At 70.4% G+C, this 13,546-nt stretch carries 8 protein-coding genes and 1 pseudogene; 6 read left to right on the top strand and 3 right to left on the bottom strand.

Annotated elements, in window-relative coordinates; all coding sequences use genetic code 11:
• Positions 1–3: 3 nt before the first annotated feature.
• Entirely contained in the window at positions 4–1,104 is a 1,101-nt protein-coding gene (locus Q3Y56_RS14655) for a citrate synthase 2 (RefSeq protein WP_304462372.1), read from the bottom strand.
• A gap of 430 nt (positions 1,105–1,534) precedes the next feature.
• On the opposite strand from Q3Y56_RS14655, the gene pdxH reads away from it, so the two are divergent.
• Both pdxH and Q3Y56_RS14645 read left to right on the top strand, forming a co-directional pair.
• On the top strand, positions 1,535–2,176 hold the full coding sequence (gene pdxH, locus Q3Y56_RS14650) for a pyridoxamine 5'-phosphate oxidase (RefSeq protein ID WP_304465611.1): 642 nt from the start codon (positions 1,535–1,537) through the stop codon (positions 2,174–2,176).
• A gap of 623 nt (positions 2,177–2,799) precedes the next feature.
• A complete protein-coding gene (locus tag Q3Y56_RS14645; RefSeq protein WP_369696857.1) occupies positions 2,800–4,587 on the top strand; it encodes a PAS domain-containing protein in 1,788 nt (595 codons plus the stop codon).
• A 15-nt stretch (positions 4,588–4,602) separates the two neighbouring features.
• Here the strand turns inward: Q3Y56_RS14645 and Q3Y56_RS14640 are convergent, their stop codons facing one another.
• Positions 4,603–5,358 (bottom strand): SIS domain-containing protein, encoded by a 756-nt coding sequence (locus tag Q3Y56_RS14640; RefSeq protein WP_304462370.1) that lies wholly within the window; start codon positions 5,356–5,358, stop codon positions 4,603–4,605.
• 219 nt (positions 5,359–5,577) lie between these two features.
• On the opposite strand from Q3Y56_RS14640, the gene Q3Y56_RS14635 reads away from it, so the two are divergent.
• The 4 genes and pseudogenes from Q3Y56_RS14635 to Q3Y56_RS14620 all read left to right on the top strand — a co-directional run bounded on the left by Q3Y56_RS14635 (position 5,578) and on the right by Q3Y56_RS14620 (position 12,741).
• The gene (locus Q3Y56_RS14635; protein WP_304462369.1) at positions 5,578–6,270 is read left to right on the top strand and encodes a metal-dependent transcriptional regulator; all 693 of its coding nucleotides are present in this window, start codon (positions 5,578–5,580) and stop codon (positions 6,268–6,270) included.
• A gap of 479 nt (positions 6,271–6,749) precedes the next feature.
• Positions 6,750–7,621, top strand: a pseudogene (locus Q3Y56_RS14630) (alpha/beta fold hydrolase).
• Between the two features lie 103 nt (positions 7,622–7,724).
• The gene (locus Q3Y56_RS14625; RefSeq protein ID WP_304462368.1) at positions 7,725–8,180 is read left to right on the top strand and encodes a hypothetical protein; all 456 of its coding nucleotides are present in this window, start codon (positions 7,725–7,727) and stop codon (positions 8,178–8,180) included.
• 106 nt (positions 8,181–8,286) lie between these two features.
• Positions 8,287–12,741 (top strand): FtsK/SpoIIIE domain-containing protein, encoded by a 4,455-nt coding sequence (locus Q3Y56_RS14620; RefSeq protein WP_304462367.1) that lies wholly within the window; start codon positions 8,287–8,289, stop codon positions 12,739–12,741.
• 97 nt (positions 12,742–12,838) lie between these two features.
• Here the strand turns inward: Q3Y56_RS14620 and Q3Y56_RS14615 are convergent, their stop codons facing one another.
• On the bottom strand, positions 12,839–13,105 hold the full coding sequence (locus Q3Y56_RS14615; protein ID WP_304462366.1) for a WXG100 family type VII secretion target: 267 nt from the start codon (positions 13,103–13,105) through the stop codon (positions 12,839–12,841).
• Between the last annotated feature and the right edge of the window lie 441 nt (positions 13,106–13,546).

Below are 13,546 nucleotides of genomic sequence, written 5' to 3'. Positions count from 1 at the left end.
CCCTCAGCCGGCGATGTCCTCGTACCCCTCGATCTCCCGCGGAGCACGCACACCCGGCCCCACATACCGCGCCGACGGCCGCACCAGCCGCCCCGTCCGCTTCTGCTCCAGGATGTGCGCGCTCCACCCGGCCGTACGGGCACACGTGAACATCGACGTGAACATGTGCGCCGGGACCTCGGCGAAGTCCAGCACGATGGCGGCCCAGAACTCGACGTTGGTGGCCAACACCCGGTCCGGCCGCCGGTTGTGCAGCTCCTCCAGCGCGGCGTTCTCCAGCGCCTCGGCGATCTCGAAGCGCGGCGCGCCCAGCTCGCGGGCGGTGCGGCGCAGCACCCGCGCGCGCGGGTCCTCGGCGCGGTAGACGCGGTGGCCGAAGCCCATCAGCCGCTCGCCCCGGTCCAGGGCCTGCTTGACGTACGCGACGGCGTCCCCGGTGCGCTCGATCTCCTCGATCATGCCGAGGACGCGGGACGGCGCGCCGCCGTGCAGCGGTCCGGACATGGCGCCGACCGCGCCCGAGAGCGCCGCGGCGACGTCCGCGCCGGTCGAGGCGATCACGCGGGCGGTGAACGTGGAGGCGTTCATGCCGTGCTCGGCGGCCGAGGTCCAGTAGGCGTCGACGGCGGCCACGTGCTTGGGGTCGGGCTCGCCGCGCCAGCGCCGCATGAAGCGCTCCACGACGGTCTCCGCCTTGTCGATCTCCTTCTGCGGCACCATCGGCAGCCCCTGGCCGCGCGCCGACTGGGCGACGTAGGACAGCGCCATGACGGCGGCCCGCGCCAGGTCGTCGCGGGCCTGCTCCACGTCGATGTCCAGCAGCGGTTTCAGGCCCCATACGGGCGCGAGCATGGCCAGCGCCGACTGCACGTCGACCCGGATGTCGCCGGAGTGCACCGGGATGGGGAACGGCTCGGCGGGCGGCAGGCCGGGGTTGAACGCGCCGTCGACCAGCAGGCCCCACACGTTCCCGAAGGACACATGGCCCACGAGGTCCTCGATGTCGACGCCGCGGTAGCGGAGCGCGCCGCCCTCCTTGTCGGGTTCGGCGATCTCCGTCTCGAACGCGATCACTCCTTCGAGTCCAGGCACGAAGTCGGACATCAGGCGGCTCCTCATGATGTGGTCGACATGGTGGGGTCGACGGTCGACAGCGGCTACGCGGTCGCCTCGGGCGACTCGCGGTCCGGTGGGCCGAGGCATTCGGGGCGGACACGATAGCGGCCGGTGTCCTTCAGGCCACAGCGGGCCAGCAAAGATTCTGCGGGGTCGGGGACGTGACGGGAAGCGTGACAAGCGGCACACGGGGCCATTTGCGGCGGGAGGGTTATCCGAGGTGGTTGCGGGGCACAAGCAGAAGCCGATGAAGCCGGGCAGGCGCAGGTGAAACCGGGCAGGCGCAGGGGAAACCGGCGGTAGCCGGTGAGATCATCCCCGACCCGCGCGGGCGATGCTGCAAGATAAGCGCGTGCCTCAAGACGAACCGATCGACTCGCACGACCCGTTCGCCGGACTGACGATCGACCCTGCCGCGATGCGCAAGGCGTACCGCTCGGAGGGGCTGGCCGAGACGGACCTCGCGGAGAGCCCGTACGAGCAGTTCGCCCGCTGGTTCATCCAGGCCGTGGAGAGCGGGCTGCCCGAGCCCAACGCGATGGTCGTCTCCACGGCGGACCCGCAGGGGCGGCCCAGCACGCGCACGGTGCTGCTGAAGTCCTACGACGAGCACGGCTTCGTCTTCTTTACGAACTACGGCTCCCGCAAGGGCCGCGACCTGGCCGCGAACCCGCAGGTCTCGCTGCTCTTCCCGTGGCACCCGCTGGCCCGCCAGGTGATCGTGAACGGGGTCGCGGAGCGCACGGGGCGGGACGAGACGGCGGCGTACTTCCGCACCCGGCCGCACGGCTCGCAGCTGGGCGCGTGGGCCAGCGCGCAGTCCACGGTGATCGGCTCCCGCGAGGAGCTGGACCGGCGGTACGCGGAGCTGGCGGCGCGCTACCCGCAGGAGCAGGTGCCGGTGCCGCCGGAGTGGGGCGGGTTCCGGGTGGTGCCCGAAGAGGTGGAGTTCTGGCAGGGCCGGGAGAACCGCCTCCACGACCGCCTGCGCTACGTACGCGAGGCGGGCGGCCCGGGGGAGGGCACGGCGTCCTGGCGCGTGGAACGCCTCTGCCCGTAGGGGGCGTACGCCGTACGGGGCGTCCGGGCGTCCGGGCGTCCGGACGTACGCCGTACGGGGCGTCGCGGGCCGGAAGGCGGCGACGCGGACCGCGCGGACCCACCGCATCCATCGGAAGACGCAGACGACCCGCGGGCTTGTATCCCTCCGGGGAGGGAACCGGCCGGACGTACCGGCGAGCCCGCGGGTCGGGTGACTGCTTGGGATTGGGCCGGCGTCCGCCGGCACCGCACACGGTGCTGAGGGCCGCTAGCCCGCAGCCACCTCACGCGTCCGGTTTCCATACATGTGCCGAACCACCTCCCTTCTCGTGTACGGCCACCTTAAGAACGGCCCCGCACCGCCACAACCCCTTTTTCCGATGGCTGGATCTCTTCGCCGTCTCTTCGCCCCGGCAACGATTTCGCCGAACGTGATGTGGCCCGTGTCACGTTCGAGTTCAATAGCGCGCGGCATGTGCGGCAGCACCCGCATGTGCAGCTCAGGCAGCCGCGTACAGCAGGGGGTCTCTGGTGACCGCTTCGCACCGCTCCGAACCCGCCCGCCCGGCGTCCGCCGTGCCCGACGGTGACAGCGAGGCCGAACCCGGTGACTCCCACCTGCTCGCGGCGCTGCTGGACGGCATGGACGCGGCGCTCTGCGCGTTCGACGCGGACGGCACGGTCACCCACTGGAACCGCGAGGCCGAGCGCATCCTCGGCTGGTCGGCGGCGGAGGCCGTCGGCAGGCGCGGGCTGCGGGGCTGGGCGGTGCGCGACGCGGACGCCCGCGAGGTGGAGGCGCGGCTGACGGCCGTCATGGCGGGGCCCGGCCGCCAGGTGCACGAGTTCCCGCTGCTGGCCAAGGAAGGCGGCCGGGTCCTGGTCCGTACGCAGTGCAGCGCCGTGCGGCCCGCGGACGGCCCGCCCGCCGGGGTCTACTGCGCCTTCAGCGAGGTGCACAGCCAGATCGACCTGGAGCGGGCCATCGCGCTGAGCGAGGCGCTGCTGGACGACGCGGCGTGGGGCGTGATCGTGGTCGACGCCGACCTGCGCCCGGCGGTGGTCAACGCACAGGCGGCGCACGCGCTGCGCGCCGGCCGCGCGACACTCCTGGGCCGTCCGCTGGGGGACGTGCTCAGCCAGGGCGTCGAGGAGCTGGAGAGCGCGCTGGAACATGTGCTGGCCGAGGGCACGCCGCCGGCCCCCGCGGAGCTGTGGGTGACGCTGCGGGGCGGCGGCGAGAGGGGGACCGGCGGGCCCGCGGCCGGACCGGAGCCCGTGCGGCGCCCGGGGCGGCCCCCTGCCGTCGGGACGTCCGGAGACGGGGCGACCGGACACGGGACGTCCGGACACGGGACGACCGGAGGCGATGACGGCGGCGGCGAGCGCCGATGCTGGCGCAGCGGCTTCCTGCGGCTGGCCTCCCCGCTCGCGGAGGAGCCGGCCCCGCTCGGCGTGGCCTGGATGTTCCTGGACGTTACCGAGGCCAAGCTGGCGGAACAGGAGAGCTCGCGGATGCGGTTCCGCAGCAGCCAGCTGCACCGGGCGGCCCGGGCGGCGGCGGAGTGCGAGGACCCGGTGGAGGCGGCCACCGTGCAGCTGGAATTCGCACTCGCGGGCTTCGCGGACCACGCGCTGATCGACCTGGTTCTGGAGCCGACCCGGCTCCATACGCACCCACACCCACACTCGGGTACGCCCCACCACTCGGGTACGCCCCACGCCCGCCCGCACGGACCGTGGCCTTCGAGGCCACCGGAAGCCCCGTGCACCTCGGAGGGACCGGAATCGGCGGAGGGCCACTCGTACGCACCGGAAGGGCCGCCCGGACCGCTCCCGCAGTACCCGGAAGCCGGACCCGGACCTGGACCCGGACCCTCATCCGCAGCCGGACCCTCACCGACACCCCCGCCCGCACCCCCGGCCACGCCCGCACCCCCGGCCACGCCCGCACCCCCGCCCGCATCCACGCCCGTGCCCGCACCGGCGCCGTACGCCGGACACCTGCCGCCGCCCGCGGCGATCCGCCTCGTACGGGCCGCGGCGACGCCGACCGGGGCGTCGGACCTGGGGCCGTGCCCCTGCCGGCCGGTGTTCTGGGGCGGCATTCCCGTGCCGTACATGGACGGCCATCCGGCGCTCCAGGCGGCCGAGCGCTGCGGTTCGGTGCGCGCCACCTCGGCGCGGCTGGACGGCGCGGCCGCCGCGCAGTGGGCGCAGGCCCGGAAGTGGCCGGAGGGGACGGTGCACGGGCTGTGTGCGGTGCTGCGCAGCCGGGGCCGCACGCTGGGCGTGGCGACCTTCCTGCGCGGCCCGAGCCGCCGCCCGTTCGACCGGGCGGACGCGGTGTACGCGGAGGACGTGTCGGTGCGGGTGGCGGCGGCGCTGGACCTGGCCCGGCAACTGGACGCGGCCCGACACCCGGGCTGACCGCCGGTCTCTCAGCTAGTGCCGGAAGAAGATCCGATCCGCGTACTCGCTCATGACGCGCCCGTTCCACTCGTGCCCGCCGTCCACGTTCCCCGACCGCAGCAGCGGCGGTTCGATGCCGCGGTCGGCGAGCTCGCCCGCGGCCGTGGCCATGACGGCCTGCATCAGGGCGCTGGTGACGACCGTGGACGCCGGCCCGAAGGGGGCACCCACCCCCTCGGCGGTCAGTTCCGCGTCCCCGATGGGGATCTTGCTGTCGAGGACCAGATCGCAGTGGTCCTTGAGGAACGTGCCCGAGGCGTGCCGGGACGCGGTGCCGGAGGCGTAGACGACCGAGGTCACGCCGATCACTTTCAGGCCGAGTGCCCGCGCGTTCTGCGCCATTTCCACGGGCAGGGCGTTGCGTCCGGAGAGTGAGATCACGATCAGCAGATCGCCCGCGCGCGCGGGGGACGTGTCCAGGACGGCGGCGGCGAGCCCGTCGACCCGCTCCAGCGCGCTGCCGAGGGTGGCGGGAACGACGTCGACGCCGGTCACGCCGGGTACGGGCAGCAGGTTCACCAGGGCGAGGCCGCCCGCCCGGTAGACGACGTCCTGCGCGGGCAGTGAGGAGTGGCCGGCGCCGAAGACGAAAAGCCGCCCACCTGCGGCGACGGTGTCCGCGACCAGGGCGCCCGCGGTAGCGATGGCGTCGGCTTCCTCGTCCCGTACCCGCCGCAGCAGGCCGATCGCGGCGTCGAAGTACCGCCCGCTCAACGTGCTCTCGCTCATCCCGGCCGGGGCCTTTCCGTGGGGTACGTACGCTGGTGGCGCGGATCACGTTGCGGTCTGGACCAGCGCTCTGTCAATACGGAGTTCACCGTGCGGGCCGACGCGCGTGGGCGTGCGCAGGGCCGACGTGGGCCGATGGGGCCCGACGGAGCCCTCTTGTCAGTGGGATGCGTCAGAATTGAGGACAGGGCCACCGCACGACACATCTGAGGGGCACGCATGTCCGGACTGATCGACACCACGGAGATGTATCTCCGCACCATCCTCGAACTCGAAGAGGAAGGTGTGGTCCCCATGCGCGCCCGTATCGCCGAGCGGCTCGACCAGAGCGGCCCGACGGTCAGCCAGACAGTGGCGCGCATGGAGCGAGACGGGCTGGTCCAGGTGGCCGGTGACCGGCACCTGGAGCTGACGGACGAGGGCCGGCGGCTGGCCACCCGCGTGATGCGCAAGCACCGCCTCGCCGAGTGCCTGCTGGTCGACGTCATCGGGCTGGAGTGGGAGCAGGTGCACGCCGAGGCCTGCCGCTGGGAGCACGTGATGAGCGAGGCGGTGGAGCGCCGCGTGCTGGAGCTGCTGCGCCACCCGACCGAGTCGCCGTACGGGAACCCGATCCCCGGCCTGGAGGAGCTGGGTGAGAAGGCCGAGGCGGACCCGTTCCTGGACGAGAGCATGGTGAGCCTCACCGAGCTGGACCCGGGCGCCGAGGGCAAGACCGTGGTCGTGCGCCGGATCGGCGAGCCGATCCAGACGGACGCGCAGCTGATGTACACGCTGCGCCGGGCCGGTGTGCAGCCGGGCTCGGTCGTCAGCGTGACGGAGTCGGCGGGCGGCGTGCTGGTGGGCAGCGGCGGCGAGGCCGCGGAGCTGGAGACGGAGATCGCGTCGCACGTGTTCGTGGCGAAGCGCTGACGCATGACACGCGGGGACGCATGACACGCGCTGACGCATGGCACGGCGCTGACGCATGACACGGCACTGACGCCGGACGACACCGCCCCGGGGCAACACCACCCCGGGGCACACCCCCGCGGAAAACACCCCCCGGACAACAACAAGGCCCCGGCGCGCTGTGTCGCCGGGGCCTCGCCTCCCCATGTCCCCCCGGTTCTCCCCTTTGGCACCTCCGGCGACCGGACCCGCGCTGCGCGCCCTGCCGCCGGAGGCGGTGGCGACCCGAAGCCCCGAGCTCTCAAGGTCGCCTCCGGCGGACTCCCTTCCCCGAGCCGTCCGCCTCCCGTTAGCTGTCTCCCCTATGCGGAGGCGAACATTCCTGAAGAGCCGTCACTCGAACGAGGGGTGTTGGGCGACAAAACCCCGTGTTCGAATAGTCGTTCGATAGCCTGAGGTGTACAGGGCTCGATGAGACCGGAATGGGGGTGCCAGGACACATGGCGCGGCGTATCGACGTCACCGGAGCCGGCGGTGTGCGGCTTGCTGCCTGGGAGTTCACCGACCCGCCCAAGACCGGGGCGGGTGATGACACGGGGCGGCCGGACCCCGGAGTGCTGCTGCTCCATGGGCTGATGGGCCGCGCGGCCCACTGGGCCGGGACGGCCCGCTGGCTCGCCGCCCGGCACCGCGCGGTCGCCCTGGACCAGCGCGGCCACGGCCGCAGCGAGAAACCACCCGAAGGGCCGTACACCCGCGAGGCGTACGTGGCCGACGCCGAGTCCGCCGTCGTCCAGCTCGGGCTCGCCCCGGCCATCCTCATCGGCCACTCGATGGGCGCCCTCACCGCCTGGCAGCTCGCCGCCCGCCGCCCCGGCCTCGTCCGGGCCCTGGTGATCAGCGACATGCGCGCCTCCGCCCTGGGCGCCGCCTCCCAGCGCGAGTGGGCGGAGTGGTTCGCCTCCTGGCCGCTGCCCTTCGCCACGCTCGCCGACGTCCGCAAATGGTTCGGCGAGGACGATCCCTGCCTGGAGCGCCCCAACCCCTCCCGCGGCGAGTTCTACGCCGAGGTCATGACCGAGCGCTCCGACGGCTGGCGCCCGGCCTTCTCCCGCCGCCAGATGCTGACGTCCCGTGAGACCTGGGTCCACGACGCCCACTGGGAAGAGCTGGCCCAGGTCACCTGCCCCACCCTGGTCATCCGCGGCCTGGACGGCGAACTGGGCCGCGCCGAGGCCCAGGAGATGGTCCGGGTCCTCCCCGCGGGGAGTACGCGGAGGTCCCCGACGCCGGCCACCTCCTCCACTACGACCAACCGGAGGGCTGGCGCCGCGCGGTGGAGTCCTTCCTCGCGACGGCGGTGCCCGCGTAGTCGCGGTCGCGCACCGACGCGAGCACGGCCCGCCCCGGCGTCAGGCCCCGCCTGCGGCAGGGGGCACCGGCGGCGCGCCTTTCGCGTGAGTAGTGTGAGTCTTATGAGTGATGTCAATCATCCGGTGTACGAGGAGTACTTCACCCGGTCGCCATTCCAGCTTCTCGGCGGCGCCGGTTGGAAACGGCTCGTCGCCTTCCGCGTCGATGAAACGGGCGTCACCCTGGGCGGAGCGCCTGCCCGTTACAAGAGCCAGACCGCCTTCGTGCCGTGGCAGGACATCGAAGCTGTGGTGTTGTGGCAGCACGAAACGGCCGGGCTCTCCCCGATGAGCTATGTGGGCGTCAGGCGCCGACCCGGTGCGCCGCCCCTTCCCGGACCCAACCGGAACCTTGGGCCACAACAGACGGCCCGTCTGGCACCGCACGTCGAACACGAGCTCTTCCTGGCCAGCCGGGCCATAAACCTTTGGCGCATCGACCCCGGACGCCTTGTGTTGTCGGTCCAGGCATTTGCTCCCGGGATGCCGGTACTCCTCTACGAAGAGAAGACGGAATAGCGGCTGGCCAACCCCTCTTCTCCGCGGATCCAGCCACGGGATAGCCTCGATGGCCCGGTGCGTTGCATCAGGGCAGGTGCGAGATCAAAGGGAGAGGCGCATCCCAATGCGAGTGCTGGTCACGTTGGCCCGGGAGGGGGCCGAGGCCCAGGACGCCGTGATCGACTTCGACGACGGTGCGTCCGTCGCCGATGTCGCGGAGGCGCTGAGCCTGCGGTCATCGAACAGCCCCTTCGCGCAGGTCAAGCAGACGCCCGCTGCCAGGGCTCTACTCTCTCTCGCACGTCCCGGTCAGGCACCCGCCGGGGGCGCCGATCTCTGGGCCGACGGATGGCGTTGCGACCCCACCATGCCCGCCAAGTCCGTGCTGCGTGATGGTATGCGGGTTTCTGTCGACGATGCCATCGGGCCGCTTCTGGCCCACAGCGAACCGAGCGGCAGGTATGAGGTGCGCGTCTGCGGCGGCCCGGGGGCCGGGCGCGTCGCGCGGCTGTCCATCGGCGCGAGCACCATCGGATCAGGGCCTTCCTGCACGGTGTCGGTGGGGGATCCCGCATTGGCCGAAGTGGCCGTCCGGATGACCATCGACGCCCAAGGCCGAGTGGAGGTCGCCCCGCAGCACAACGTGCCGGCGACCCTGGATGACCAGCCTCTGGAGAACAGCCAGGAGTGGCCGCTCGGCGGCCTGCTTCGCGTAGGTGACTCTCTCTTCACCCTCGACACCCCCACCCAACCTGACGCACACCTGTCTCCCACCGGGGAGGGCGGTCTCGCCTACAACCGCCCCCCTCGGCTGATGTCACCTCAGCAGCGCCCCCGGCTGGTCGTACCCGTAGAGCCCGTCAAGGGGGAGGGCGCGCGGTTCCAGCTCATCTCCATGTTGCTCCCGTTGGTCTTCGGCGTGGCGATGTACTTCTTCACCAAACAGGTCTACATGCTGCTCTTCTGTCTCATGTCTCCCCTGATGATTTTGGGGCAGTGGGCCAGCGATGCCCGGCATGGAAAGAAGCGGCATCGCGTCGCAGTGAAGGAGTACAAGGAGAAGAAGGCTGCTCAGGAAGCCGAAGTCGTCCGCCTCGGCCAGATCGATCAGCACAACCGGCGCCTGCAGTTCCCGGATCCCGCCCAGCTGCTCCTCTTCGCCACCGGACCGCGCCGTCGGTTGTGGGAACGGAGGCTCACGGACACGGATGCCATGCAATTGCGGGTCGGCTTTGGTGCGCTTCCGGCTGACATCGAGCTGCGGTACGCAAGCGGTGGACCTGTCGACGTCGATCCTCCCGAGCCGCCGCTTCTGAGCAACGTTCCCGTGATCTTGCCCTTCGCGAAGCTGGGGGTTGTCGGTGTCGCGGGTGATCGCCGACGGGCCGCTGCCACCGCCCGCTGGCTTGCGGCCCAGGCAGCCCTGCTGCACAGCCCGCGTGACCTTTCCATGGTGGTGCTTTCCTCTGTAGGAGATGCCGCCGCCAACTGGCAGTGGACGCACTGGCTGCCGCACACCTCACCCCAGCAGGGACAGGAGTGCGTCGCGCTCATCGGCACGGACCCGGAGACGATCTCCCGGCGAGTGAACGAAGTCCTCAACGAGCTGAACCGACGGCAGGCAGTCGCGGACTCGGCACGATCCATGAAGAGCCTCCGGCCGGATCCCTCCATCCTCATCGTGCTGGACGGCGCGCGTCTGCTCCGTCGGGTGCCTGGCGTCCCTCAACTTCTTCAAGAGGGGCCACGCCACGGCATCTATGCGATCTGTGTGGACGAGGACGAGCGCGTCCTTCCCGAGGAGTGCAGCACCGCTGTCTGCTGGACTCCGGATACCCCGAGCACAGTGCACCTCCGAGGCGGAGGGTTCGAAGCCGCCGGCGATGTGCTCGCCGACCAGGTCTCGGTGTCCTGGTGCGAGCGTGTGGCTCGGGCACTCGCTCCCGTACGAGACGTGAGCCGCGACGACGCCGACAGCGCGCTGCCCACCGCGGCGCGGCTGCTTAACCTCCTCGGGATGCCGGACCCCACCGGTGGCGACATCGCCGCGATCTGGCAGCGGGGCGGTTCCACCACGAGTGCGGCGATCGGCATCTCCGCGGACGGCCCCTTCGCCCTGGACATCCGGCGGGACGGCCCCCACGCGCTCATCGCGGGTACCACCGGCGCCGGTAAGTCGGAGCTGCTCCAGACGATCATCGCTTCGCTCGCCGTCGCCAACACACCGGACGCTCTCAACTTCGTTCTGATCGACTACAAGGGCGGCAGCGCCTTCCAAGACTGTGCGCGGCTGCCGCACACCGTCGGCATGGTCAGCGACCTGGACGCGCACCTCACAGAGCGAGCCCTCGCCTCGCTCGCGGCGGAGCTGAAGCGCCGGGAGGAGATCCTCTTCGACGCGGCCACCAAGGACATCGAGGACTACAACGATGCCAGGAAGCTCCGCCCGGCACTGGAGCCCATGCCGCGGCTCGTCCTCATCATTGACGAGTTCGCATCACTGGTCGCCGAACTTCCCGACTTCATCGCGGGCCTCGTGGACATCGCACGGCGTGGTCGATCGCTGGGCGTCCACCTCATGCTGGCCACTCAGCGCCCCGCAGGCGTAGTCAGTGCCGACATCCGGGCCAACACCAACCTGCGCATCGCGCTCCGGGTCACCGACGTCGACGAGTCCCGAGACGTCATCGACGCGCCGGAGTCCGCAGCCATCGCGAAGTCGACACCCGGTCGCTGCTATGTGCGATCTGGATCGCAGTCGCTCGTCGGCGTCCAGTCGGCTCGTATCGGTGGCCGCCGTCCTGCCCTCGGTTCGGCGCCACAGACCGTTCTGCACGACCTGAACTGGAACGCGTATGCCCGCCCGCTGCCCAAGGCAGCTCAGGGCGACGGCGACGACGGCACGATGGTGACCGACCTCGCCGTCCTAGTGGACGCGGTTCGCGCGGGATCCGAGCAACTGGCCTTCCCTACGCCGCGTAGCCCGTGGCTGCCCCCGATCCCGGAGCACGTCACCTTGGCGGACGTGCCGCCGCGGCGGCCGGCCGCTCCGGGCGCCGACACGGTACGTCCCGCGCCCTTCGGCATCACCGACCTGCCTGCCCTCCAGTCGCGTGCCCCACTGGCGGTCGACCTCGCGGATGGCGAGCACCTGCTCATCGCGGGCGGACCACGGTCCGGCCGGTCCACGGCTCTGCGGACCATAGCGGGCTCCCTCGCGCGGGAGAACTCGCCCAGCGATGTCCACATCTACGGCATCGACTGCGGCGCAAACGCACTGCTGCCCCTCACCGCGCTGCCGCACTGCGGAGCGATCGTCACGCGAGACCAAGCTGAGCGCGTCAGCCGGCTGCTGACGCGGCTGCTGGGTGAGGTCACCCATCGACAGACACTTCTCGCCGAGCAGGGTGCCTCCAGTGCGGCAGAACAACGAGCCGCGGCCGCTCCATCGGAGCGCTTCCCGTGGATGGTTCTGCTGCTGGACGGTTGGGACGCCTTCAAGGACGCATTCGAGAACTACGAATACGGTCGGCTGATCGATGCCGCGTCACGCATCTTCCGAGAAGGTGCTGCCGTCGGAGTCAAGGTGGTCATGACATCCGACCGCAGTGGCTTCAGCGGTCAGGTGTCCACGTCGTTCGCGGACCGTCTCGTGCTGCGCCTGGCTGATCCGGCCGACTACTCCTACGCCGGTCTCAACGCGCGGGACGTCCCCAAGAACATGTCCCCGGGACGCGCTCTGCGGGCGACCGACCACGGCGTGCAGGAGAGCCAGATCGCGTTGCTCGCCGAGGATCCTTCCGGACAGGCGCAGGTAGCGGCCCTGCAGGCGATCGGCAGGGAAGCCGCTCGTGTGCATGCGCGTCCGGAACCCAATCAGAGGCCGATGCGGGTCGACAACCTGCCTGCACGGATCACTGTCACCGAGGCCATGGAACTGCAGCCGGACTTCCAGGCGCCATCCCCCCTGTGGGCGATGGTCGCCGTCGGCGGGGACGAACTGCAGCCCATCGGAGTGGACTTGGAGGAGTCCGGGCCGGGCTTTGTCATCGCTGGCCCGCCGAAGTCCGGGCGGTCGAGCACGCTATTGACAGCCGCCCACTCGCTTCTGCGGCAGGGCACCGAACTCATTCTCATCACTCCCCGGCGTTCTCCCCTGCGCGACCTGGAGAGTGCACCAGGCGTGCTCGGCATGCTCGGCGCGGATAGCACAGACGGTGATCTAGAAGAGCTCACCGAGAAAGCCAAGGGCAACTATGTCGTTGTGATCGACGACGCCGAACTGCTCTATGACACGCCAATCGACGAGCCGTTGGAAGGAGTGATCCGGCGTGGTATGGATGGCGGCGTCGGTCTGATCGCCGCCGGTGCCGTTGACACACTTTCCTCTCAATACCGCGGCTTCGCGGTGGAAGCACGCCGTTCCCGGACCGGATTCCTCCTGTCGCCGCGTGGTTCATCGGACGGTGAGGTGTTCAACCTCCGCCTGCCTTCGAGTATCGGCGGTGGCCCGACCGGACGTGGTCTCTTCGTACACGGTGGCGAGCCCATGCAGGTGCAAGCGGTATTCCCAGACTGAGGCCGGAAACAAGGTAGGCACAAAAGTGGCTGGGGCCGGGCGACCTTTCGTGGTCGCCCGGCCCCAGCTGAGAGTGCTGCGCAGCGCAGAGGCAGCGTCAGTCGTTCGCGGTGTCGTTGTCCCGAGCGGCCGCGTCGGTCTCCTTGCGCGCACCGTCAAGCGACACCAGGAACTTGTCCAGCTGCGGCTTCAGCTGGTCCCACTGGTCGCGGAAGTTGTTCGCACGGCCGCCCTTCCAGAAGGAATCGCTGTTCTTCGTGCCGTTGTTGATGGCCGTGATCAACTGGCTCAGGTTCGTGTGCTGGGTCTTGAACGTTCCGGAGAGCCCCCGGAGCAGTTCGGTGTCCGCGCCCTTGAAGCCCATATGCGCCTCCCCGTGCATCAGAGGTGGACGGACGATCCGTCACCTCTTCGACGTTATCCCAATCTCGCAGTACCCGTCATCCGCTATGAGATGCGGTCAACTACTGCGACCGGTGACGCAGTCTAGCGTCAGCTGAATCAACTCAGCATATGAGGACCGGGTGCGTTAACCCAAGGAGGGGCAACCCTGGGAGAGCGGCTGGCGGCACTGCCCTGTCGGACTCGCCCCGGTTCCTCCTGGGTAGTCGGCAACGGTTCTGTCATCTAGCCAGAAGGAAGGCTGGCAAATAGCCCATTTTGGTATGCATTTGACGGAAATGCATTCGAGGGAACTCGTGAAACAGGCCGGTGCTGTTGGTTTCAGAGTCGGGACGGGATGGTAGCGGAGACGTTACACAGGATCCCAGCTGAGTGCGCGCCCGAACGGTGCTGAATGGCGGCC

The sequence above is a fragment of the Streptomyces sp. XD-27 genome (assembly GCF_030553055.1).
In the GTDB taxonomy this organism is placed as follows: Bacteria; Actinomycetota; Actinomycetes; order Streptomycetales; family Streptomycetaceae; genus Streptomyces.
Note: the sequence above shows the minus strand (reverse complement) of the source record. Positions and strands in the feature narration are given on the sequence as shown.

Excerpts from the sequence above, each read along its gene's own strand:
- Q3Y56_RS14655 (WP_304462372.1), bottom strand. The coding sequence starts at position 1,104 with ATGTCCGACTTCGTGCCTGGACTCGAAGGAGTGATCGCGTTCGAGACG.
- Q3Y56_RS14635 (WP_304462369.1), top strand. The coding sequence starts at position 5,578 with ATGTCCGGACTGATCGACACCACGGAGATGTATCTCCGCACCATCCTC.
- Q3Y56_RS14640 (WP_304462370.1), bottom strand. The coding sequence starts at position 5,358 with ATGAGCGAGAGCACGTTGAGCGGGCGGTACTTCGACGCCGCGATCGGC.
- Q3Y56_RS14615 (WP_304462366.1), bottom strand. The coding sequence starts at position 13,105 with ATGGGCTTCAAGGGCGCGGACACCGAACTGCTCCGGGGGCTCTCCGGA.
- Q3Y56_RS14645 (WP_369696857.1), top strand. The coding sequence starts at position 2,800 with ATGGACGCGGCGCTCTGCGCGTTCGACGCGGACGGCACGGTCACCCAC.
- pdxH (WP_304465611.1), top strand. The coding sequence starts at position 1,535 with ATGCGCAAGGCGTACCGCTCGGAGGGGCTGGCCGAGACGGACCTCGCG.
- Q3Y56_RS14620 (WP_304462367.1), top strand. The coding sequence starts at position 8,287 with ATGCGAGTGCTGGTCACGTTGGCCCGGGAGGGGGCCGAGGCCCAGGAC.
- Q3Y56_RS14625 (WP_304462368.1), top strand. The coding sequence starts at position 7,725 with ATGAGTGATGTCAATCATCCGGTGTACGAGGAGTACTTCACCCGGTCG.